The organism is Alistipes finegoldii DSM 17242 (genome assembly GCF_000265365.1).
Taxonomy (GTDB): domain Bacteria; phylum Bacteroidota; class Bacteroidia; order Bacteroidales; family Rikenellaceae; genus Alistipes; species Alistipes finegoldii.
The window spans coordinates 3,259,284-3,283,037 of record NC_018011.1; the positions used below are offsets into that span (position 1 = coordinate 3,259,284).

General features: G+C 59.3%; 19 protein-coding genes. 10 read left to right on the forward strand and 9 right to left on the reverse strand.

Annotated elements, in window-relative coordinates:
* Positions 1 to 322: 322 nt before the first annotated feature.
* Positions 323 to 961: a LolA-like protein gene (locus tag ALFI_RS14065; protein WP_244076533.1), complete on the forward strand. Its 639-nt coding sequence runs from the start codon at positions 323 to 325 to the stop codon at positions 959 to 961.
* Positions 962 to 1,102: 141 nt separating this feature from the next.
* Here the strand turns inward: ALFI_RS14065 and ALFI_RS14070 are convergent, their stop codons facing one another.
* On the reverse strand, positions 1,103 to 1,882 hold the full coding sequence (locus ALFI_RS14070) for a formate/nitrite transporter family protein (protein WP_014776298.1): 780 nt from the start codon (positions 1,880 to 1,882) through the stop codon (positions 1,103 to 1,105).
* Positions 1,883 to 2,232: 350 nt separating this feature from the next.
* Here ALFI_RS14070 and gyrA point away from each other — a divergent pair, with 350 nt between their 5' ends.
* A complete protein-coding gene (gene gyrA, locus ALFI_RS14075; protein ID WP_009596570.1) occupies positions 2,233 to 4,788 on the forward strand; it encodes a DNA gyrase subunit A in 2,556 nt (851 codons plus the stop codon).
* 38 nt (positions 4,789 to 4,826) lie between these two features.
* A complete protein-coding gene (locus ALFI_RS14080; RefSeq protein ID WP_014776299.1) occupies positions 4,827 to 6,173 on the forward strand; it encodes a tetratricopeptide repeat protein in 1,347 nt (448 codons plus the stop codon).
* Positions 6,174 to 6,333: 160 nt separating this feature from the next.
* On the opposite strand, the gene ALFI_RS14085 is transcribed toward ALFI_RS14080, so the two are convergent.
* Positions 6,334 to 7,074 carry an AAA family ATPase gene (locus tag ALFI_RS14085; protein ID WP_014776300.1) on the reverse strand — a complete coding sequence of 247 codons (741 nt, stop codon included), beginning with the start codon at positions 7,072 to 7,074 and terminating at the stop codon, positions 6,334 to 6,336.
* Between the two features lie 5 nt (positions 7,075 to 7,079).
* A complete protein-coding gene (locus ALFI_RS14090) occupies positions 7,080 to 8,405 on the reverse strand; it encodes an MATE family efflux transporter (protein ID WP_042494164.1) in 1,326 nt (441 codons plus the stop codon).
* A gap of 177 nt (positions 8,406 to 8,582) precedes the next feature.
* Between ALFI_RS14090 and ALFI_RS14095 the strand changes: the two genes are divergently transcribed.
* Positions 8,583 to 9,944 (forward strand): pseudouridine synthase, encoded by a 1,362-nt coding sequence (locus ALFI_RS14095; protein ID WP_014776302.1) that lies wholly within the window; start codon positions 8,583 to 8,585, stop codon positions 9,942 to 9,944.
* Positions 9,945 to 9,981: 37 nt separating this feature from the next.
* Here the strand turns inward: ALFI_RS14095 and ALFI_RS14100 are convergent, their stop codons facing one another.
* The 4 genes from ALFI_RS14100 to ligA form a co-directional block, all read right to left on the reverse strand.
* Positions 9,982 to 11,472 carry a clostripain-related cysteine peptidase gene (locus tag ALFI_RS14100; RefSeq protein WP_014776303.1) on the reverse strand — a complete coding sequence of 497 codons (1,491 nt, stop codon included), beginning with the start codon at positions 11,470 to 11,472 and terminating at the stop codon, positions 9,982 to 9,984.
* Entirely contained in the window at positions 11,433 to 12,170 is a 738-nt protein-coding gene (locus ALFI_RS14105; RefSeq protein ID WP_009596581.1) for a DUF4919 domain-containing protein, read from the reverse strand. The genes ALFI_RS14100 and ALFI_RS14105 overlap by 40 nt, the downstream gene beginning before the upstream one ends.
* 39 nt (positions 12,171 to 12,209) lie before the next feature.
* A complete protein-coding gene (gene dapA / locus ALFI_RS14110) occupies positions 12,210 to 13,100 on the reverse strand; it encodes a 4-hydroxy-tetrahydrodipicolinate synthase (RefSeq protein ID WP_014776304.1) in 891 nt (296 codons plus the stop codon).
* A 427-nt stretch (positions 13,101 to 13,527) separates the two neighbouring features.
* Entirely contained in the window at positions 13,528 to 15,612 is a 2,085-nt protein-coding gene (gene ligA / locus ALFI_RS14115) for an NAD-dependent DNA ligase LigA (protein WP_014776305.1), read from the reverse strand.
* A 139-nt stretch (positions 15,613 to 15,751) separates the two neighbouring features.
* On the opposite strand from ligA, the gene ALFI_RS14120 reads away from it, so the two are divergent.
* From ALFI_RS14120 to ALFI_RS14155, 6 genes are all read left to right on the forward strand, one after another.
* A complete protein-coding gene (locus tag ALFI_RS14120) occupies positions 15,752 to 16,084 on the forward strand; it encodes a hypothetical protein (protein WP_014776306.1) in 333 nt (110 codons plus the stop codon).
* A 5-nt stretch (positions 16,085 to 16,089) separates the two neighbouring features.
* Positions 16,090 to 16,698 carry a leucine-rich repeat domain-containing protein gene (locus ALFI_RS14125; RefSeq protein WP_014776307.1) on the forward strand — a complete coding sequence of 203 codons (609 nt, stop codon included), beginning with the start codon at positions 16,090 to 16,092 and terminating at the stop codon, positions 16,696 to 16,698.
* Between the two features lie 951 nt (positions 16,699 to 17,649).
* On the forward strand, positions 17,650 to 18,915 hold the full coding sequence (locus ALFI_RS14140; RefSeq protein ID WP_014776308.1) for an adenylosuccinate synthase: 1,266 nt from the start codon (positions 17,650 to 17,652) through the stop codon (positions 18,913 to 18,915).
* A 160-nt stretch (positions 18,916 to 19,075) separates the two neighbouring features.
* Complete coding sequence (locus ALFI_RS14145; RefSeq protein ID WP_014776309.1) at positions 19,076 to 19,954, forward strand: electron transfer flavoprotein subunit beta/FixA family protein; 879 nt, start codon at positions 19,076 to 19,078, stop codon at positions 19,952 to 19,954.
* A gap of 17 nt (positions 19,955 to 19,971) precedes the next feature.
* Positions 19,972 to 20,991 (forward strand): electron transfer flavoprotein subunit alpha/FixB family protein, encoded by a 1,020-nt coding sequence (locus ALFI_RS14150; RefSeq protein WP_014776310.1) that lies wholly within the window; start codon positions 19,972 to 19,974, stop codon positions 20,989 to 20,991.
* The gene (locus tag ALFI_RS14155) at positions 20,991 to 22,718 is read left to right on the forward strand and encodes an acyl-CoA dehydrogenase family protein (protein WP_014776311.1); all 1,728 of its coding nucleotides are present in this window, start codon (positions 20,991 to 20,993) and stop codon (positions 22,716 to 22,718) included. The genes ALFI_RS14150 and ALFI_RS14155 overlap by 1 nt, the downstream gene beginning before the upstream one ends.
* Positions 22,719 to 22,833: 115 nt before the next feature.
* Here the strand turns inward: ALFI_RS14155 and ALFI_RS14160 are convergent, their stop codons facing one another.
* Positions 22,834 to 23,085, reverse strand: a complete 252-nt coding sequence (locus tag ALFI_RS14160) for a helix-turn-helix domain-containing protein (RefSeq protein WP_009596606.1) — start codon at positions 23,083 to 23,085, stop codon at positions 22,834 to 22,836.
* A gap of 45 nt (positions 23,086 to 23,130) precedes the next feature.
* Positions 23,131 to 23,367 carry a helix-turn-helix domain-containing protein gene (locus ALFI_RS14165; protein WP_014776312.1) on the reverse strand — a complete coding sequence of 79 codons (237 nt, stop codon included), beginning with the start codon at positions 23,365 to 23,367 and terminating at the stop codon, positions 23,131 to 23,133.
* Positions 23,368 to 23,754: the final 387 nt, after the last annotated feature.

Sequence of the window (23,754 nt, forward strand, 5' to 3'; positions counted from 1 at the left end):
TTTGTTCGCAATAGTGCTGCTGTCAGCGGCCCGGACGGCCGCCGCCCGCGGGATGCTTTCCGAAACCGCCGCCGTAACCGAAACCGCCGCCGCGTCCGCTGTTTCCTCAGCGTCAGCCGAAACCATTGCATCTGCTGTTGTCTCGTCGTCTGCCGAAACCATTGCATCTGCTGTTGTCTCGTCGTCTGCCGAAGCTGTTGCGTCTGCTGTTTCCACAGCGTCAGCCGAAACCGCCGCATCCGCTGTTTTCTCAGTGTCTGCCGAAACTGCCGTGTCGGGTCTTCGTGCGGTTTTCCCGGAAACCACCGTATCCGCTGTTCCTGTGGCCGCAGGTGATTTCTTCCGTTCCGGCGTTCCGGCTGCTGCTGCATCTCCCGCAGCCTCCGCGGCGGTTGCCGCCCTTGCGCCTTCTGCCGACGGACGGGCCGCTGAGATTCTCGAAAAACTGGCTGCGGGATTCCGTGCGCTGGGCGCTTACGGAGTGGCGTTCGAGGTCAGCTCGGACGAATACACCACCCGCGGCCGTTATGCCGTCGAGGGTGAAAACTACTATATCGCGGTGGGGGAGGCGGAGGTCTACTGCGACGGCAAAATCCGCTACGAGATCGACAACCGCCGCCGCGAAGTGACCATCGACGACGTGGATACTTCAAGCCGTAATCTGCTCAGCAACCCGGCCCATGCCTTCGACTTCATCGGTACCCAGTATGCCCCCTCGCTGGTGAGCGACGCGGAGGGCCGGGCCGTCGTGCGGCTGACCCCGACTTCGGCGGACGCCTCGCCCGCCGGGGAGATTCTCGTTACGGTCGATACCGCCGCGATGCGCCCCGAATCGCTCCGCTACGATTACGACGGCGAGCAGGTCGGCATCGCCGTTCTCGGCGTTGCCCCGCTCGACACGCCGCTCAAAGCCTTCTCCAAAGGGGACTACAAAGGTTACGAATTTATCGACTTCCGCTGATACGCCTGCGCGGATATACTCCGGCGGATACTTTCCGTGGATACACTTAGTGGATACGAACGGCGTGCGTATGTGACGGCTCATGCCCCGGATTGCGCGCCGGACTGCCGCGTCCCTGCTGCCGCAGGAATTTCCTGCCGCTTATTTCCGGTTGAGATACCAGTACAGCCCGCCCACGAAGAGCCCGCCGCCCACGATGTTGCCGAGCGTGGCCGGAACCAGATTGCCGGCGAACAGCTCCGCCGCCGATACCGGTGCGCCGAGCAGCATGCCCAGCGGGATGAAGAACATGTTGGCGATGCAGTGTTCGTAGCCGATCACCACGAAGCACATGATCGGGAAAAACAGCCCCGGCATACGTCCCGGCACGTCGTTGGCGCTCATTCCGAGCCATACGGCCAGACATACCAGCCAATTGGCGCCCACGCCGCGCAGGAAAACCGTGCTCCACGGCAGCGATACCTTCGCCTGCGCAATATTGCAGGCCGCTTCCCGCCACATTTCCGACGACAGCACGCCGGGCAGAACCACCAGAAAATAGGTGAAGAAGAGCGCCCCTGCTAAATTCCCCATCCACACGAGCGTCCAGTTGCGCGCTACTTTGCCCCAGCCGTACCGGCGGGCGAGCGCCCCCGGCATCAGTACGGCGTTGTTGCCCGTGAACAGCTCGGCTCCGGTGAATACCACCAGTATAAGTCCCAGCGGGAATACCGCGCCCGACAGCAGGCGCTGGAATCCGGGCGCTTCGGCCGCTCCGGGGAACCCGAATCCCGCCATCAGCGAGAACAGGCCGCCTATGGCGATGTATGCGCCGGCCAGAAATGCGAGTATGAGGGTCTTGCCGGCCGTATTTTGCAGTTTGTCCGCCGCGGAGCTTCCGGCCAGCGCGAGGACCTCTTTGGGGGTATTGATTCGGGTCATAAAATTCGGGTCGAAGCCGCAAAGGTAAAAAAATCCTCCCGAAACGGCAAAAAAGCGGAGCGTGCTTCCCGGAAATCGTTTTTTCCGACTTTTCCCCTGCGTCTGAAAACGCATGCGCCCCCACCCGGCCGCGGCCGCCGGCTCTCGCCCGGCTGCAAACAGGCTCGTTTTCTCCCGACACCTCGTCGGGAGATTTTTTTCAGGCCGTCAGATCGGCGGAAAAGGGGCAAAAACGGGGTGCCGGTCCGGAAATCTTGTGCGCCGGCGTCAGATTTATCGCCCTAAAGTTGCTCAGATCGGAAATAAATCGTATTTTTGTTCGTTAAAAGACCGTAATTTCAAGAGACAAGATGCTAACTGAAGAAGAAAAGAATGCCGGTTTGGTAGGACGTATCATTCCTATCAATATCGAAGAGCAGATGAAGTCGGCGTACATCGACTATTCGATGTCGGTCATCGTGTCGCGCGCGCTTCCCGATGTGCGCGACGGCATGAAGCCCGTACACCGCCGCATCCTCTACGATATGAGTGCGGAGCTCAACCTCTACTCCGATAAGCCCACCCGTAAGTCGGCCCGTATCGTCGGCGACGTGCTCGGTAAGTTCCACCCCCACGGCGATACGTCGGTCTACGACGCCATGGTGCGTCTGGCTCAGGACTGGTCGATGCGTTATCCGCTGGTCGACGGTCAGGGTAACTTCGGTTCTATGGACGGCGACTCGCCTGCGGCCATGCGTTACACCGAGGCCCGCATGAAGAAGATCACCGACGAGGTGATGGCCGACATCGACAAGGAGACCGTGGACTGGACGCTCAACTTCGACGATACGATTCCCGAACCCACGGTGCTTCCCACCAAGATTCCGCTGCTGATCGTCAACGGCGCGAGCGGTATCGCCGTCGGCATGGCCACCAACATGGCCCCGCACAACCTGAGCGAGGTCGTAGACGCCTGTTGCGCCTATATCGACAATCCCGAAATCACGGGCGAGGAGATGCTGCAGTATATCAAGGGCCCCGACTTCCCGACGGGAGGTATCATCTACGGCTACGAGGGTGTCCGCGAGGCGATGCTTACGGGCCGCGGCCGCGTTATGATGCGCGCCAAGACCGATATCGAACATACCCCCAGCGGCCGCGAGTGCATCGTCATCACCGAGATTCCCTACATGATCAACAAGGCCGAGATGATCAAGAAGATCGCCGACATGATCAACGAGAAGAAGATCGAGGGCATCTCCTACATCAACGACGAATCGGACCGCAACGGCCTTCGCATCATCATCATTCTCAAACACGACGCCGTCGCCAGCGTCGTGCTGAACACGCTCTTCAAGAATACGCCGCTGCAGACTTCGTTTGCAGTGAACAATATCGCGCTGGTGAACGGCCGTCCCCAGATGCTGCCGATGCGCGATCTGGTCAAGCATTTCGTCGATCACCGCCACGACGTGGTGGTGCGCCGTGCGCGCTTCGACCTGAAGAAGGCCGAGGAACGCCTGCATATCGTGCAGGGTCTGCTGATCGCGCAGGACAACATCGACGAGATCGTGCACATCATCCGTTCGTCGCAGACGCCCGACGCCGCCAAGCAGACGATGATCGAGCGCTTCAACCTGAGCGACATTCAGGCTTCCGCCATTATCGAGATGCGCCTGCGCGCCCTGACCGGACTCGAATACGGCAAGCTGATCGCCGAGCGCGACGAACTTACCAAGCAGATCGCCTACCTCAAGGAGGTGCTCGAAAACGTCGGCATGCAGATGCAGATCATCAAGGACGAGCTGCTCGAAATCAAGGAGAAATACGGCGACGAACGCCGCTCGGAGATCGTTTACTCTTCCGAGGAGTTCAACCCCGAAGATTTTTACGCCGACGACGACATGGTCATCACCATTTCGCACATGGGCTATATCAAGCGTACGCCGCTTGCCGAGTACCGCACGCAGAACCGCGGCGGCGTCGGCGCCAAGGGCAGCGCCACGCGCGACGAAGACTTCATCGAACATATCTACGTGGCCTCGATGCACAATACGATGCTCTTCTTCACGGAGAAGGGCCGCTGCTTCTGGCTCAAGGTGTACGAGATTCCGGAAGGCGCCCGCTCTTCGAAGGGCCGTGCCATCCAGAACGTCATCCAGATCGAACCCGACGACAAGGTCCGCGCCTACATCAACGTCAAGCGTCTGAACGACGAGGAGTACGTCAACAACAACTTCATCATCATGTGTACCAAGGACGGTACGATCAAGAAGACCAAGCTCGAAGCCTACTCGCGTCCGCGTCAGAACGGCGTGAACGCCATCGTCATCCGCGAGGGCGACCAGCTGATCGAAGCCAAGCTCACCAGCGGTCAGGCCGAGGTGATGATCGCGGCCCGCGACGGCAAGGCCATCCGCTTCAACGAGAGCACGGTGCGTCCTATCGGACGTGTCGGTGCGGGTGTCCGCGGCATCTCGATCGAGGAGAGCGACGAAGTGGTCGGCATGATATGTGTCGAACCCGATTCGAAGCAGGACGTACTGGTGCTGAGTGAGAACGGTTACGGCAAACGTACCGATCTGGACGAATACCGCATCACCAACCGCGGCGGCAAGGGTGTGAAGACGATCAATGTAACGGAGAAAACCGGCAAACTTATCTCCATTCAGGCCGTTACGGACGACAACGACCTGATGATTATCAACCGTTCGGGACTTACCATACGTACGGCAGTGTCGCAGATCCGCCTTGCGGGCCGCGCGACGCAGGGCGTGCGTATCATCAACCTGCGCGAGGGCGACGCCATTGCTTCGGTGATGGCCGTACCGGCAGCGGGCGATGAAGACGAAGAAGTACAATCCGCAGAGGTCGCTGCAACCGGGAATGACGCCACTCCCGAAGCGGACCGTCCGGCGGAGGAGTAATGAAGAAATGACTTTAAAACATTAAAATTCAATCTGTTATGAAAAAAGTATTTTTGACGGTCCTTGCGGTGGCTCTCGTAGCAGTTACTGCCGTTCAGGCCCAGAAAGTAAACAAGTCGGCGCTTGTATCCAAGATCGAGAAGAGCGACGCCGACATCGCCGATGCGAAGAAGGGCGCCAAGGCTGCGACGTGGATCAACCGCGGCAAAGCCTTCTACGAAGCGGCTATCGAACCGACGAAGAGCCTTTTCGTCAATATGGACGCCGCGATGCTCAAGCTGGCCGTGGGCGAACCCGCCTCGACCGAATCGGTGACGCTCGTCAATGTTCCCTACGAGGCTTGGGTCTATCCTTGGTTCACGGCATATATCAAGGACGGCAAGATCGCGACTTGGAGCCAGACGCAGTGGGTGATTGAAGACGCTCCCGCCAAGGCTATAGAAGCCTACAACAAGGCTTATGAAATGGCCCCCAAGACGGCCGATAAGGTCAAGGAGGGGCTCAAGCAGATCAGCGACTTCTGCTCGCAAGTGGGCAATACGGGCATCGACACCGGCAATTATGCCGATGCCGCCGACGCCTATGCACTGGCTTTCGAAGCCCAGTCCAGCCCCGCTCACGGCAATCCCGAACCCGCGCTGCTCTACTATGCGGGTTATCTGCGCACGGTGGACGGCGCTGCGAACCCTGCATCGTACGTCATCGGTGCCGATTACCTGAACAAGGCGCTCGATCTGGGCTATAACGACGAGGAAGGCAATATCTACTACTACCTTTTCCACTGCTACTACGGCCAGAAGGACGCCGACAAGGCCAATGTCCTGAAAGCCAAGGATGCGCTGGTCGCCGGTATCAAGAAGTTCCCGAAGAACGAGCGTATTCTCGACGGTCTGGTGCAGCTCTATACCAATCCTGAGGATTCGGTGGGCGACCCCGCCGACTTGGTGGCGCTGATCGACGCGGCTATCGAGAGCAATCCGGAGAATGTGGATCTTTGGTTCGGCCGCGGCCGTATCTTCTTCGCGCTGAAGCAGTACGACGAAAGCATCGCATCGTTCCAAAAGGTCGTCGAACTGAAACCCGAACTCTTCGAAGGCAACTACTATCTGGGCGTGTTCTACACGATCAAGGCCGACGAGATGAACAAGGTGATGAACGAGAAGCAGTACAGCAGTCAGGCCGCTTACGATGCCGACCTGAAAGCCGCCAATGCGGTCTATATGGAGGCTATTCCGTGGTTCGAGAAGGCCCACGAGCTGAAAGCCGACGACTTCAATACGCTCGACATGCTCAAACAGCTCTGCTTCCGTCTGCGCGACGAACCCGGCATTCAGGAGAAGTATGACAAATACTTCCCGCTCTGGAAAGCCGCCAAGGGCGAATAACCGCCGCATAACGGGCGGGACAGCCCTCCGGCAATATAGAACCACCCGACTCGCAGGAGCCGGGTGGTTTTTGTTTGCGCTCTTTTGTCCGGCGCTTTATCCGATGCTATGTCCGGTGCGCACTCCGAATAAGGAATAGCCCCCGAACTTAATTCGGGGGCTATTCCTTCTCCAGCTCCATCTGTCGCAGTATTCCCCGGCGGTCGAGGATAAAACGCTTCATCAGCCGGAAGTGGGAGGTCTCCTCCAGCTCGGTCGGTTCCAGCCCGCGGTCCGTGATTTCGTATATCTCGGCGTCGGGGTAGGACATGACGATCGGCGAGTGGGTGCTGATGATGAACTGCGATCCCTGCTCGGCCAGCTGCTTCATCCGGCACAGCATGTACATCTGGCGCGAGGGTGACAGTGCGGCTTCCGGCTCGTCGAAAATATAAAGTCCGTGTCCGAAGAGCCGGTGTCCGAGCAGCGCCAGAAAACTTTCGCCGTGCGACTGCTGGTGCAGCGACTTGTCGCCGTAATATTTCAGTACGCCGTCGGCGACGTTTTCGATTTCCGTCGCCACGTTGTAGAAACTCTCCGCCCGCAGGAAATAGCCGTCGCGCGGCTGGAGTCCGCGTCCCAGAACGACATGTTCGTAAAGGTCCGAATGGCTGGCGCGCGTTGCGAACCGGAAGTTCTTGGACCCTCCTTCGGGATTGAATCCCGCCTTGACGGCTATGGCTTCGAGCAGCGTCGATTTTCCCATGCCGTTCTCGCCCATGATGAAGGTCACGGGCCTGCGGAATTCCAGCCGCCGGAAGTTGGCCAGCGCCGGAACGGTGTACGGATAGGTCTGCGGCGTTTCGTCCTCCTCTTTCAGGCGGACGTATTTGATGTAGAGCGAATCAGGGGTCAGTTCCATGGCGGTCAGACTGTCGCTTTCACATAGATCGACCGCAGGCGGTGCGTCATGAAGTATTGGAGCACCCCGCGCAGGAACATGTAGAGCGTGAACGCCAGCCAGAGCGCGTTGTTGCCGATTATCGCGTAGCCGACGTAGAAGATGCCGAAGTAGGCCGCCGTGGCCCAGAACATCGAGTTGCGCATGACGCGCGTCTCGGTCGCTCCGACCATGATGCCGTCCATGATGAAGGGCATGGCGCTGGCGACCGGAATCAGGATGATCCATACGATATACTCTCCCGCCAGCTCCACGATCGTCGCGGCATTGGGCGCCGTGCTGTCCACGAACAGCCCCACCAGTTCGCGCCACCAGCCGATATAGATGCCTACGAACAGCACCGACACGACCGTGCCCCACGCGATGCAGCGGCGCAGGCAGTCGCGCAGCGCCCCTTCGTCGCGTGCGCCGATGAATCGGCCCGTCAGGGCTTCGGCGGCGTATGCGAATCCGTCGTTCATGTACGAGAAGAGCGTAAACAACTGCAGCAGCAGCGTGTTGACGGCCAGCAGCGCCGGTTCGTCCATGCGGGCCGACGCCCCTGTGAAGAAGGTGTAGACGGCCACGATGCAGAACGTGCGCAGCATGATGTCGCGGTTTACGATGAAGAAGGTCCTGAGCGGTTTCAGGTTCACCACCTCCGCCCAGTCGATTCCGGTCAGTATCCTGCGGTAGCATGCGAAGAGCAGCAGGGCGGAGAGGGCCACGCCCGTCCACTGCGCGATTACCGAGGCGTAGGCGATGCCGACGATCCCCATGTCCAGTCCGAATGCGAACCAGAGGCTGCACAGCACATGGACCACGTTGACCGTGATGGCCGTGAACATCGGTATCAGCGCGTTCTGCATTCCCGTAAACCAGCCGTTGAAGCCGAACAGCAGAATCCCCGCCGGCACGGCCCAGATGCGGGCGTAGAAGTACTCGCGCGTCATGTCGTTGCCGTTGAGTCCCCACAGGGCCAGCTCGCCCAGCGGGTATTGCAGCAGCAACATCAGCAGGCCCATTCCTCCGGCCACGAGCAGCGCCCGGACCAGCATGTTGGTGCATTCGCGGAAGTTGCCCGCGCCGAATGCCTGCGCCGTCAGTCCGCTGGTCCCCATGCGCACGAACGAGCAGTTCCAGTAGATGAAGTTGAAGATCGACACGCCGATGGCCAGCGCGCCGATCGTTGCGGCCGTATCCGAACCCCAGTGCCCGGCGATCGCCGTCGAGACGATGCCCATGAGCGGCACGGTGATGTTCGAGACGATATTGGGGAGCGCAATGCGCAGTATTTCACGGTTCATGTTCATGGAAAGCGACGGGGGAAATACCCGGCAAACGACGCCGGGCATTGTTTATGGACGCAAAGATAACGCAAAAGCGGCGAATTTGTAACGGCCTGCGGCTTTTATCTCCGAATCGGGCACGCAATATGCTTTTATCCGGAAAATTCGATTAACTTTGCCGCGTAAACATTCAAACTGATTATGAAAGACTTTAAAAACGACTCGACCTCGGTGCTTACGCGTTTCGGACGCGACAAGCGTCAGCGTACCGTGACCGCTACGGCGGAGCGTGTCGAGCGTCGCCCGCGTTTGCAGCGTGATGCTGCCGATTCGGAGCAGCCGTCCGATGACCGCAAGCCCGTCAAGCGGGCGTCGTACAATCCCCACTTTACGGAGGACAACCGTCCTGCATTCGACAAACCGCGCCGCAGTTTCGGCGACGAACGGCAGGGCGACCGCGCCCGTTCGGACGAACGTTACCGCGACGGCGACAAACCGCGCCGCTCGTTCGGCGATAAGCCCCGCGGCGAAAAACCCGCCTACGGCGACAACCGGGGACCCAAGAAATTCGGCGACCGCAAGTTCGGCGACAAACCCTACGGCGAACGTAAATCCGGCGACAAGCCCGCCGGCGACCGTCGGTTCGCAGACAAAAAGTCCGGCGATCGCAAGTTCGGCGACAAACCCTACGGCGAACGTAAATTCGGCGACAAGCCCGCCGGCGACCGTCGGTTCGCGGACAAAAAGTCCGGCGACCGCAGGTTCGGCGACAAACCCTATAAGCCCGGATTCCGGAAGCACGACGACAAGCCGGCTTCCTATCCGAAATTCACGCCCGAAAAGCAGATCGGCGAAATGCGCCTGAACCGCTTTCTGGCCCAGTCGGGACTCTGCTCGCGCCGCGAGGCCGACGATTTCATCACGGCGGGTCTGGTGACCGTCAACGGTCAGATCGTCACCCAGCTGGGCACCAAGGTGCTGCCCACCGACGAGGTGAAATTCAACGACAGCCGCGTGCAGGGCGAAAAGAAGGTCTATCTTGTGCTCAACAAGCCCAAGGGCTATGTGACTTCGCTCGACGATCCGCATGCGGGCAAAACCGTCATGGAGCTGGTGCAGGGCGCCTGCACGGAACGCATCTACCCGGTGGGGCGTCTCGACAAGAACAGTCTCGGACTGCTGCTGTTCACCAACGACGGCGATTTGACCAAGCAGCTCACCCATCCGGCCTTCCGGAAGAAGAAAATCTATCAGGTGTCGCTCGACAAACCCCTGACGCGCGCCGACATGGACCGCATCGCCGAGGGCATTACGCTCGAAGACGGCGAGATTTTCGCCGATGAGATTTCCTATGTCAAGGACAACAAGCAGGAGGTCGGCATCGAGATCCATTCGGGCCGCAACCGCATCGTGCGCCGTATTTTCGAGTTCCTCGGCTATACCGTCACCAAGCTCGACCGCGTCTACTATGCGGGTCTGACGAAAAAGAACCTCAAGCGCGGTGCATGGCGTTTCCTCTCCCGCGAGGAGGTCGAACGGCTCAAGTCCGGCCAGTACGAATAACGAAAAAGGGTGATTCGCAAGAATCACCCTTTTTCATTCAATGCGTGTCCCGGTACCAGCTCGTCTGCTTGTTCTCCTCGACGTATTTGTCCGACGGTTCGCTGAACGACACTCCCGAATAGTAGGCGACGGGGTTCATCCGGCCGTTGTACGCCGAGTAGAATCCCGGTGTGCTGAGCCGTGCGGCTTTGGGAAACGCCTTGTCCAGCTGCGCTTTGAAATCCTCTTTCAGCTTCGCGTCGCCGCAGGCCAGTTCGACCCAGTGGCCCAGATCGTAGAATATGTGCGAAGACATTCCCTCGTAGCTTTGCAGCTCTTCGGCATAAGACTTTTTCGGCGCGGCGTTGATGCGCCGCATGACCTCCTTCATGCCCTCCATTTCCGACATCACGGCCAGCGAAATGCAGCCCGATTGGGTCGTCGCGTCGTTCATGTAGAAGTTCCAGAATGCTTCGCATACCTTTGTCAGATCGCGTCCTTTGCCGCCGTCGGTGAAGAACCACGGCATCGCCCGGTCGTAGGGGAATCCCTGTCCCATGATTTCGCAGGGCGCGGCAATCACGTAGTCCGTGCATTCGCGCAGGTCGTAAAGCGTCTCGATATTGGCCATGAAGCAGGCGTCGAAAAGCAGGTAGTCGGTCCTGTAATTCTGGGCCTTGACCGCCGCTGCGAAGTCCGTAATGTCGATCGACCGTCCCGTGTCGCCGAACGAACGGGTCGTCAGCGCTCCCGGCGCCGGGGTCCATAAATCCTCCAGCTCCTTCGACATCCGGGCCGAGTAGCTGAGCGCTCCCTGATTCGCGGGCACCCACGCCTTGCCGTGACAGCCGACGATGATCCCGTAATGCTGCGCCGGGGCGAGCGCCTCCACGTCGGCCAGCATGCGCTGTACGCATGCGGGATCGGCCGCCGCGAAATCGTCGTAGCTTTTCAGCAGCGCGAATGCGGCCGCCTGCTTTTCGGCGTTGAAATACGCCTCGTACATTTCGGCCTGCGAGTGCGCGTTGGGCTGATAGCAGACCAATACGCGGCCGTCGCCCGGAACGTTCGCATCGACGGCTTTCAGGACGCCGTCGATATTCTGCTTGTAGAATTTCAGCAGATCCCGTCCCGGCATGTAGAGCAGCATGGTCTGCGTCGCCGTCGCCGGACTCTGCGACACGGTGACGCTGCACTGCGCGCCTCCTGCGTTCAGAGTCAGTGCGACCGTCCCCAGCTTGACGCGGCTGCGGCCCGGATTCCCGTCCGACGCCGTCACCGTTACCGTCGTCTCGCCCCGGCCCCCTGCGGTGGGGGAGATGCCGAATCCGCTGCCCGTGGTGGTCAGCGTCCACGGTCCGGTCGCCGTCACGGTGAACGCCGCTGCCGATCCGGCCGTGCTGCGCAGCACCGCTTCTTCCTGCGAACTCGCTATTTCCGCCGGCTCCCGTTCCTTTTCGCAGCCGGCGAAAACCGCCAGCGCCAGCAGCAGGGCGAACGTGCGCCGGATTATTTGTACGTACGGGGTTTGAGGTTGTTGAACTGCCATGTGCGGTCGCGTTTATAGGTATAACCTTCGGGTTTGTTCCAGTATATGCGTCCGAAGTCGTAGTAGAGTCCCTTGCGCTTCTTGCCCTCCACCGTGTAGGGTACGGTCAGCGGGATGAACTCCACCGTTCGGCTGATGATGCGGCTCTTGTCGTACGAAAGCCCTTCGGTGGCCATCACGTCGAGCGCGTGGTCGAACATCAGGATATGGCGCGGCGTTTTCTGCGTCAGCGCGTCTCCCGACTCCCGGATCGCCCGGATGACGCCCTGCATCCGGTTGTAGTACATCTTTTCCTGCAGTTTGTTGCCCAGCGCGCCGTGGGCGTAGGCCATCAGGTTGAGGATCTTGGGGCTGAACGGATCGCGGGCCAGTGCATCCTCGCCCGTGTAGAGCATCGCTTCGAGCGTCTCGACGGCCGGTTTGTCGGGATCGAGTCCCGAAGCCATCAACAGCAGCTTGTCCAGATCGGGATTCGAGTCCAGCGGTTTGTAGCTCTCCTGATAGGCGTAGCCGTAATAGAGGTAGTGGTAATCCTCGTCGGTCAGCGTTTCGTCGCCGGCGTTGTAGCGCATCATCAGCGACGGATAGTAGAACGGCGACTCGGCGTCCATCGTCTTGTTCTGAATATCCTCCTCGTCGGGAACTTTCGCCGCGGCCAGCGCCGGAAGCAGAAGCAGTAACAGCAGTAAGTTTTTCATATCCGTGTTTTAGTCCGTATTTTAGACACTAACGCGGAATCAGCGCAAATCGTATTCCGCAATCAGCCGGCTGAACTTTTCGCGCAGCGCCTGCGAACCCTCGACCAGCGGCAGCCGCATCGTGGGGCCGATTTTGCCCATCACCGAGAGCGCGCATTTCGCACCCACGGGATTCCCCTCCTCGAAGAGCGCGTGCACCGCTTCGTCGAGCGCCCTGTACTCCTCTTCGGCGCGGTCGAAATCGCCCTGCTTGGCATGACCGACGCACTGCATGAAACGTTTGGGAAATACGTTCGCCGCCACCGAAATCACGCCTTCGCCGCCGCGGCGCATCAGGTCGAGCGTCATGCCGTCGTCGCCCGACAGCACCAGAAACCCTTCGGGGCGGTTGTCGAGGATGCGCTGCATCTGCTCGATGTCGCCCGACGCCTCCTTGATGCCGATGACGTTCTTCATGTCGCGCGCCAGCCGCAGCGTGGTCTCGGCGGTCATGTTCACGCCCGACCGACCCGGTATGTTGTAGAGTATCACGGGCAGGGGCGAATGCTCCGATACGGTGCGGAAATGCTGGTAAAGTCCCTCCTGCGAGGGTTTGTTGTAATAGGGCGTCACGCTCAGAATGGCGTCCGCGCCCCGCAGGTCGAATTCGCGGAGCTGGTCCAGCACCTCCGACGTCGAGTTTCCGCCGCAGCCCATCACCAGCGGCACGCGGCCTGCGATATGGTTGGTGATGAACATGGCGATCACCGCGCGTTCGGGCATGTAGAGCGTCGGGGTTTCGGCCGTGGTGCCGAGCGCCACGATGTAATCCACGCCGCCCTCTATTACGTAGTCTATCATGCGCGCCAATGCCTGATAATCGACGCGTCCGTCCGATGTGAAGGGGGTTATCATCGCGACCCCCACGCCTGTCAGTTTCTCTCTTATCATCGTATTCCGGTTTTGTTCGTAGTTTCTTTTCCTGCGGCCGTCTTCCGCGGTCCGGCGCTTACGCCGTTCCCGCCGCCGCGTTTCCTGCTTCCGCTGTTGTATTTCCTGCTTCTACCGCCGCATCTTTGTTTGCCGCCCTGCGTTTTAGCCTTCTTTCTGCATTGCGTCTTCTGCCTTCACTGCTGTGTTTTCAACTTCCGCCGCCGCGTTTCCTGCTTCCGCTGTTGTATTTCCTGCTTCTGCCGCCGCGTCTTCGTTTGCCGCCCTGCGTTTTAGCCTTCTTTCGGCATTACGTCTTCTGCCTTCACTGCCGTGTTTTCAACTTCCGCCGCCGCAGCATCTTCTGTTCCCGCCGTTGTCGTCTCTTCCGTTCCCGCCTCCGTTTCTTCGTACCGGCGGGGACGGCCTATCCGGTTGCGTCTGCCGGCTAAAACAGCTTCGGCTCGGCCACATCCTTGTGCGCCGCGCTCCCTTCCGCGCCCCCTTCCGTCCGCTTTTCCGCCGCATTTGCGGCGGGTATTTCGTCGCTGCCGATCATGGCGATAAAATCCTCTTCGGAGATGATCTTCACGCCCAGCTTCTCGGCTTTCTTGAGCTTCGCCGGCCCCATATTCTCGCCCGCCACGATGTAATCGACGTTCGCCGATACGGCCGCGAGGTTCCTGCCGCCGTGTATTTCGATCAGCTCTTTCAGCTCGTCGCGGCTGTGGTTCGAGAATTTGCCCGATATCACGAAACTCTTTCCCGCGAGCGACTCCGACGCCAGCTCGCGCGCTTCGGCTTCGAACTTCACGCCCGCGTCGCGCAGGCGGCGGATGATGGCGAGGTTCTTCTCGTCGGCGAAGTATTCGATGATCGCGTCGGCGATGCGTCCGCCCACTTCGTCGGCTTCGGTCAGCTCCTCGCGCGTGGCTTTCATCACCGCGTCGAGCGACCGGAAGTGTTCCGCGAGGTATTTGGCCGTGGTTTCGCCCACGAAGCGGATTCCCAGCCCGAACAGCACGCGCCTGAAAGGCACTTCGACCGATCCCCGGATACTCCGGATGATGTTGTCGGCCGACTTCTCGCCCAGCCGCGGCAGGCACGCCAGCTGCGGAGCCTGCAGGTCGTACAGGTCGGCCACGTCGCGCACCAGCCCGTTTTCGTAAAGCAGTTCGACGGTCTCTTCGCCCAGCCCCTCGATGTCCATCGCCTTGCGGCGGATGAAGTGGATGATGCGTCCGATGATCTGCGGACGGCATCCGCCCTGATTGGGACAGTAGTGCTTCGCCTCGCCTTCGTATTTCACCAGCGGCGTGCCGCATTCGGGACATACCGTGATGTACTCGAACGGCCTGCTGTCTGCCGGCCGCTGCGAAAGTTCCACGCCCGTGATCTTGGGAATGATTTCGCCGCCTTTCTCGACGTATACCATGTCGCCCGGACGTATGTCCAGCAGCGCCATCTGTTCGGCGTTGTGCAGCGTCGCCCGGCGTACCGTCGTGCCGGCCAGCAGCACCGGTTCGAGGTTGGCCACGGGCGTTATGGCTCCCGTGCGTCCCACCTGAAAGGCCACGCTGTCCAACCGCGTCAAAGCCTGCTCGGCCTTGAACTTGTAGGCCACGGCCCATTTCGGGGCCTTGGCCGTGAATCCCAGCTGCCGCCGCACGCCGAAGTCGTTTACCTTGATTACCACGCCGTCGGTGGGGAAGGGGAGTTCCCTGCGCGCTTCGTCCCAATGGGCGATGTAGGCGTCTATCTCCTCCGCACTGCGGCATATGCGCATCTGGTCCGAAATCTTGAATCCCCATTCGCGTGCCTTCTGCAAACTCTCCCAATGGTTCGTGAAGGGCAGGTCGTCGCCCGCCAGCTGGTAGAGCGTGCAGTCCAGACCGCGCCGCGCGACCACCGCCGAAGCCTGCTGCTTGAGCGTTCCGGCCGCGGCGTTGCGCGGATTGGCGAAAAGCGTCTCCCCGGCCGCCTCGCGTTCGGCGTTGATTTTGTCGAACGAGGCGTAGGGCATCAGTATCTCGCCGCGTATTTCGAAATAGTCGGGCCAGTCGTCGCCCCTGAGCCTGAGGGGCACTGTCCGCACCGTGCGGACGTTGGCCGTCACGTCGTCGCCCTGCGTGCCGTCGCCGCGCGTCACGGCGCGCAGCAGCCGGCCATGTTCGTAGGTGAGCGATATGGCCGTGCCGTCGAACTTCAGCTCGCAGACGAATTCCGTGGGGCCCGTCTCCTTCTCGATCCGCTCGATGAACTCGTGCAGCTCGTCCGGCGAATAGGTGTTGCCGAGCGAAAGCATCGGAAACCGGTGCTTCACGCTTCGGAACTCCGCGGTGATGTCGCTTCCGACGCGTACCGAAGGTGAGTTGGGGTCGGCCATTTCGGGATGCGCGCGCTCCAGATCCTGCAGTTCGCGCATCATGGTGTCGAATTCGAAGTCGGAGATTTCGGGGGCGTTTTCGACGTAATATCTGAAGTTATGGTACTCAAGCTGCCGCCGCAGCTCTTCGATTCTCTCGCGTATCATAATATAATTATAACCTGCGTAAAGGTACGTATTTTGTTCGTAACTACCTGCAAATTCAAAAAAAATGCAAAAAAAAATTGAGTATGTGGTGCGATATGTAAATTTTGCTTATAATTGCAGAAAATTTCCAAGCATTATTATGGCTAAACAGAATACGACGAAGAAACATATCGTAACGAGCTTCCATAATCTGGCCCCCGAACTGCAGGAGGCCGTCAAGCAGAAATACCCGCTGGGGTTCACCGAAGCGATGATGCGCGTGGACAAGCCCAACGGAGATTTTTTCTATGCCGTACCTTTCGATACGGACGAAATCGCCTACATGGTTAAGATCGACGTCAAGATCGACGACAATGCGCAGGAGGACGACGACAAGGACTACTACGACGACGAGATCAAGGGTGCCGACGAGATTCAGGACGACGGCAATTCCGACGGCGGCGACGACTCCGACGACGACGTAAACATCTGAGGCCTATGACCCGCTTCGTTCCTCTCCTCGCGTTTGCGCTTCTTGCGGCCTGCGGCCTTGCGGACGACGAACGCGACGACAAGAACAAGCGCGTATACATCACTTTTGCAGATCCCGCATTCGAGGCTTACTGCCTTGAGCATTTCGACATCGACCACGACGGACGCATTTCGCGCTACGAAGCGCAGCGCGTCCTGAAAATGGACTGCCCTGACCGCGGCATCGCGCATATGTGGGAGATCGGCGAATTCTCGCGGCTCGAACGGCTCGACTGCAGCGGCAACGACCTCACGCAGCTCGATTTGCGCAAGTGTACGCTGTTGCAGACGCTCGATTGTAGCCGTAACCGCATCGCTTCGCTCGATCTGGACGGCCTGCGCGCTCTTCTGGAGCTGAACTGCGCGGACAATGCGCTCACGCTGCTGGACCTCAAATCCGCCGGAGCGCTCCGTCTGCTCGACTGCAGCGGCAACCGGCTCGTGACGCTCGACCTGCGGCCCTGCTCGGACCGGCTTAAGGCCGACGCGGGCGGCAATCCTCCGCTCACGACCGTCTACTGCCGCGCATCGCAGAGCGTCAGCGCCGACGGACATACCGAAATAATCGTCCGCTGATTCCGTATCGTCTTTTTGGTTGATCCGCTCCCGTCCGATCTGCTCCCGGTTTCCGCTCCCGTCCGGTTTCTCCGGGGCGGATTGTCGTTTTTTCTTCGCCTGCGGCATGATTCAGTCCGGCGTTTTGCGAATCTTCCGAATGGCGATGCGGGGTCTCTGCAGTCCGTCCGCTCTGCTTGCCTTTCCGTCCGCTCTGCTTGCCTTTCCGTCCGCTCTGCTTGCCTTTCCGTCCGCTCCGTCCGCCCATCCGTCCGCCCATCCGTCTGCCCATCCGTCCGCCCATCCGTCCGCTTCGCCCGTTTTGGCCGTTTCGTCTTTCCGTCTGTTTGGTTCGTCTCTCCGCCCGTCCGCCCGTCCGCCCATTCGCCCTGTCCCCGTCTGTTCCGTCCGTCCCGTCTGCTTTGTCTCTCCGTTTGTCAGCTTTGTCTGATCCCTGTCTATCCTTTTATCCATTCTGCCCGCCCATCTGCCCGCCCATTCGTCCCGTCCCGTCTGCTTCGTCTCTCCGTCTGTCAGCTTTGTCTGATTCCCGCCTATTCCTTTATCCGCTCCGTTCGTCCCGCCCTCCTGCTCTGACCTTTCTGTCTGCTCCGCCTGTCCACCTGTCTGTCCATCTGTCTGTCCACCTGTCTGTCCACCTGTCTGTCCACCTGTCTGTCCACCTGCCTGTCCGCGCTTCGTCTCTCCGCTCATTCGTGTCCGTCCGCTCCGTCCGCTCCGTCCGCTCCGCCTGCCCCGTCCGCCTGCTCCGCCCGTCCCGCTCCGGAGCCGCCGAATTTTATTCCGCCGATTTCGCACAGTGCTTTGTTTTTTCGTCGCAGGATGTTTTTTCGCACCCGATTTCTGATACATTGTTGAAAAGTCGCCGCGGCGAATTGGGTATTTCGGATAATAATTAGTACCTTTGGATGCAAAAAATGTCTTTTGCACACAAAAATACAACCGGATACAATGAAAAAAGTTGACGTTATCCTCGGCCTGCAATGGGGTGACGAGGGCAAGGGAAAAGTCGTGGATGTGCTGACGCCTGCCTACGAGGTCGTCGCCCGTTTTCAGGGCGGTCCCAATGCCGGTCACACGTTGGAGTTCAACGGCGAGAAATACGTACTCCGCTCGATTCCTTCGGGCATATTTCAGGGCGGAAAAACCAACATCATCGGCAACGGCGTTGTCATTGACGCCGTCCTCTTCCGCGAGGAGGCCGAGGCGCTCGCAGCCAGCGGCCACGACCTGACCAAACAACTCTGCATTTCGAAGAAAGCCCACCTGATCCTGCCGACGCACCGCATTCTCGATGCGGCTTACGAAGCGGCCAAGGGCAGCGCCAAGATCGGCACCACGGGCAAGGGCATCGGTCCGACCTATACCGACAAGGTGAGCCGCAACGGCATGCGCGTCGGCGACGTGCTGAGCGCCGATTTCCGGCAGATTTATGCACGGGCCAAGGCGCGCCACGAGAGCATTCTGCGCGGTCTGGGTTATGAATATGATATTGCGGAACTGGAACGGAAGTGGTTCGAGGCCGTCGAATACCTCAAGCGTTTCAACATCATCGACAGCGAATATTTCGTCAACGAGTGTTTGGCTCAGGACAAGAGCATTCTGGCCGAAGGCGCTCAGGGCACGCTGCTCGACGTGGACTTCGGATCGTATCCGTTCGTCACCTCCTCGAATACCGTCTGCGCCGGCGCCTGCGTCGGTCTGGGCATCGCCCCGAACCGTATCGGCGAGGTCTACGGCATCTTTAAGGCCTATTGCACGCGCGTGGGCAGCGGCCCGTTCCCTACGGAGCTGTTCGACGAAACGGGCGCCCGGATGCGCAGTATCGGCCATGAATACGGCGCCGTTACGGGCCGTGAACGCCGCTGCGGCTGGCTCGACCTTGTCGCGCTGAAATATTCGATCATGATCAACGGCGTGACGCAGCTCATCATGATGAAGTCCGACGTCATGAACGACTTCGAGACCGTCAAGGTCGCCACCGAATACGAGGTCGGCGGCGAGCGCACCGCGCATTTTCCCTACGAGATCGGCGACGACCTGAAACCCGTCTACCGCGAGTTCGAAGGCTGGAAGTGCGACCTGCGCGACTGCAAGAGCTACGACGACTTCCCGGCCGCATTCAAGGCGTACGTCGAATTCATCGAGCGCGAGACGGGCGTTCCCGTGAAGATCATCTCCGTCGGTCCCGACCGCGGCGAAACGATCGTCCGGTAGGGGAGCCTTTGGGCCGCCGCATGTCGCATGCTGCGTATGCTGCGCCGAATGTATCCCGCATGCCGTATTGCGGCCGGAGATGCGGCCCCGTGCGCGGAGTTTTCCGCCTGCCGCGGCGTCCGAAACAACGAAACCGATTTAATTTTGTAACTATAACCTTATGAAAAAAGCACTTAAAATTGTCGTATTGGCCAAGCAGGTGCCCGATACCCGCAATGTGGGTAAGGATGCGATGACCCCCGAAGGGACGGTCAACCGCGCGGCGCTGCCGGCCATCTTCAATCCGGAGGACCTCAATGCGCTCGAAATGGCGCTCGCGCTGAAAGACCGCACCGAAGGCTCCACGGTTCATATCCTTACGATGGGTCCGCAGCGCGCCGCCGACATTATCCGCGACGCCATGTTCCGCGGGGCCGACGGCGGCTATCTGCTTACGGGCCGCGAGTTCGCCGGTTCGGACACCCTCGCCACGTCGTACGCGCTCTCTTGCGCGCTGAAAATGATCGCTCCCGACATCATCTTCGCGGGCCGTCAGGCCATCGACGGCGATACGGCGCAGGTCGGACCTCAGGTGGCCGAGAAGCTGGGCCTGCCGCAGGTGACCTATGCCGAGGATATTACCGAAATCAAAGCGGATTCGCTGGTCATCAAACGCCGCCTGAACTGCGGCATGGAGACGGTCGAGACGCCCGTTCCTGTGGTCGTTACGGTCAACGCGTCGGCTCCCGAATGCCGTCCGCGCAACGCCAAGCGCGTGATGACCTGCAAATTCGCCCTCGCCAAATCGGAGATCGCCGCAGCTCCCGACTCGCCGGCCGCCAAGCGCGCCGCCGCCAAGGAGTACCTGCAGATCGTCGAGTGGGCCGCCGCCGACGTCAATCCCGATCCGCAGCAGCTGGGCCTTGCGGGTTCGCCCACCAAGGTCAAGAAGATCGAGAACGTGGTGTTTCAGGCCAAGGAGGCCAAGAAACTCACGTCTTCCGACGAGGATATCAATTCACTGATGGTCGAACTTATCGCGAGCCACACGCTCGGTTAAATCCGCAGAAGTAATCCATGAACAATATATTCGTATATATCGAGAACGAGGGCGGCAAGGTCGCCGACGTGTGTCTCGAACTGCTGACCAAAGGCCGCGAACTGGCCACGACGCTGGGTGTGAAGCTCGAAGCCGTAGTGCTGGGCGAGCATCTTGCAGGTATCGAGACCGAACTGGCCAAATACGGCGCCGACACCGTCTGGGTCGCCGACGACAAGATCTTCGCACCTTTCCGCACGCTGCCCCATACGGCCGTCATGTGCGGCCTGATCGAACAGGAGAAACCCCAGATCGCGCTGTTCGGCGCGACCTGCAACGGCCGCGACTTCGCCCCGCGCGTATCGTCGGCCCTCTACAGCGGTCTTACGGCCGACTGCACGCAGCTGGTGATCGGCGACCACAAGGACGCCAAGACCGGCAAGGAGTATAAGGACCTGCTTTACCAGATCCGTCCCGCCTTCGGCGGCAACATCATCGCCACGATCGTCAATCCCGACAACCGTCCCCAGATGGCTACCGTCCGCGAAGGCGTCATGCGCCGCGAGTACGCCGCTACGCCGGGCGCCGGCGAGGTGAAGAAGATCGATTGGCAGAAGTTCGTGAAGGACACCGATCTGGCGGTGCGGATCCTCGACCGCGAGATTTCGGAGAGCAAGATCGACATCAAGGGCGCGAGCGTCATCGTCGCCGGCGGTTACGGCATGGGTTCGAAGGAGAACTTCGATCTGGTGTTCGAGCTTGCCGACGTGCTGGGCGCCGAGGTGGGCGCCAGTCGCGCCGCCGTGGACGCCGGCTTTGCCGACCATGCCCGTCAGGTGGGCCAGACCGGCGTTACGGTCCGTCCCAAACTCTACATCGCCTGCGGTATTTCGGGTCAGATCCAGCATACGGCGGGTATGGACGGTTCGGCCATGATCATCTCGATCAACACCGATCCCGAAGCCCCGATCAACAAGATCGCCGACTACGCCATCACGGGCGACGTCAATGAGATAATCCCCAAGATGATTAAGTACTACAAACAAAATTCGAAGTAATGGCAAATTTCTTTTCAGATAACAAAGATTTGCAGTTCCACCTTGGGCATCCGATGATGCGCAAGATCGTGGAGCTGAAAGAGCGCGGTTTCGCCGAAAAGGACCTCTACGATTTCGCGCCGCAGGATTTCGAAGACGCTATGGACTCCTACCGCCGCGTGCTGGAGATCGCGGGCGAGGTCTGCGGCGAGGTCATTGCTCCGAATGCCGAGGGCGTGGACCACGAAGGCCCCCGCGTGGTGAACGACCATGTGGAGTACGCTTCGGGTACGGTTCGGAACATGAAGGCGATCGTCGATGCGGGCCTGAGCGGCATGACGCTTCCGCGCAAGTACGACGGTCTTAACTTCCCGCTGGTCTGCTTCGTGATGGCCAACGAAATGGTGTCGCGCGCCGACGCCGGCTTCGAGAACATCTGGGGCCTTCAGGACTGTGCCGAGACGCTCAACGAGTTCGCTTCGGAGGAGATCAAGGCCAAATTCCTGCCGTGGGTTTCCGCGGGCGCTACCTGCGCCATGGACCTCACCGAGCCGGACGCCGGATCGGATCTGGGTGCCGTGATGCTCAAGGCCACGTGGTCCGAGGAGAAGCAGACGTGGCTGCTCAACGGCGTGAAGCGTTTCATCACCAACGGCGACGGCGACGTTTCGCTGGTGCTGGCCCGCACCGAAGAGGGCACGACCGACGCCCGTGGGCTGTCGATGCTGGTCTACGACAAGCGCGACGGCGGCGTCAAGGTGCGCCGTATCGAAAACAAGATGGGTATCAAGGGATCGCCGACGTGCGAGCTGGTCTTCACCAATGCTCCGGCGCAACTGGTCGGCGACCGCAAGATGGGCCTTATCAAATACGTGATGTCGCTGATGAACGCCGCCCGTCTGGGCATCGGCGCCCAGTCGGTGGGTCTCTGCGAGGCCGCCTACCGCGAAGCCCTGAAATATGCCCACGAGCGCGAGCAGTTCGGCAAGCCGATCATCCGCTTCGCCGCTGTTTCGGAGATGCTCTCCAACATGAAAGCCAAATTGCAGGGCGTCCGCGCGCTGTTGTACGAAACCACGCGCTTCGTCGAGGTTTACAAGCAGTACGGCCATATCGCGCACGAACGTTCGCTCGAAGGCGAGGAGCGTCAGGAGATGAAGTTCTACAACCGCCTTGCCGACGGCTTCACGCCGCTTGTCAAGCTCTTCTCGTCGGAGTACGCCAATCAGCAGGCCTACGACGCCATCCAGATCCACGGCGGTTCGGGCTTCATGAAGGATTACCCCTGCGAGCGTCTCTACCGCGACGCGCGCATCATGAATATCTATGAAGGCACTTCGCAGCTGCAGGTCGTCGCGGCTATCAACTCCGTGACCAAAGGCACCTTCATGGAGCAGATCGAGCGCTACGCCGCCGCCGAATACAGCCAGCCCATGCAGCCCGTCGTTGCGAAGCTGAAGGAGCTGACCGCGAAATTCGCGGAGATGATCGCCCGCGTCGAAGCGGGGGACAAGGAGCTTTGCGGCTTCAAGGATTTCCACGCCCGTCGTCTGGTCGAGACCGCCGGACATATCATCATCACCTACCTGCTGGCGCGTCAGGCCGGCGAGTCGGAGGAGTATGTCAATTCGGCGAAGGTCTTCTGCAAGCTGGCCGAAGGCAAGATTTCGGAGGCATACACCTACGTCATGAACTCCACCTTGGAGGACGTCGAGCTGTTCAAGGCCGTTATCGAAGAGACGGAGTAGTCTGTCCGATACGCACTGTAAAAAAGGTTCCGCCTCTAAGGGCGGAATCTTTTTTTATTTGTGCGGTTCTGTTATTCGAATAAGATGATCTTGCAGTCGGAAAGTTGCAGAATAATCAGTTGTCTTTCGTCGGATAGTCGAGCGGCGCGAAAAATTCGCCGAGGGTGATATTGTAAAACTTGCAAATAATCGAAATTGTCGTCAGATTTGGGAAATTCTTGCCTGATTCGAGTTGTGCGATGCTTAATTCCGTTGCTTCGGCCAATTGTTCCTGCGATTGGTGGTCGTGCATGTGCCTTAGTTCCTTCACCCGCAAAATGATTTTTTGAAGCAATTCTTCGTCGCGGCGTTGTTTTTTCCGTTCCATTACCCTCCCCTTGTGAGTCTTATTTAATAAATTCACATATTCGGATTATTCGACAGGGTAGTCGCTCTCGCCGAAGAATTCCCGGAGGCTGATGCCGTAGAAGCGGCAGAGTATTGTCAGTGAGATAAGGGTAGGAAATTTTGATCCGCTTTCAAAATGGAAAATATCCAGACCGGTATTTTCTATAACGTATTCCTGGGAATAATTATGATCGCGGCGCAACTGTTTCATTCGCGAAATGACATATTGAGCCAATTTTTCGTCCGTTCGTTTTGGTTTCATCTGCTTCATTTATACAAATGAAAGGATCAATCTAATTTTCTGCTCTGTCTATTTGTTCAGAATGAAAATTTTACTATCTTTGTGAGTGCAAACAGAAACTCCGAATACAGAAATTATGCTAACTTTGCGAAACGATACGGCTCCGCCGTAACGACATATTATAAGGTTAAGACAACCTTTACGCCGTTGACGAACTTCCGACTGTTTATATAACAGGTTTATGCATGGTGTAAACATTGTCTGAAACCCTTGTCATGTCCCGGCCTTGCGCCGGGACGGGCTTGGGCGTAAGGACAACTGCCATGCAAGGCTCGGAAGGCCGGTCAACGGGAGTTGCACCTGCGCCCTTGCTTTTTTTTGCGCAGGCCGATATTACCGGGTACGGTT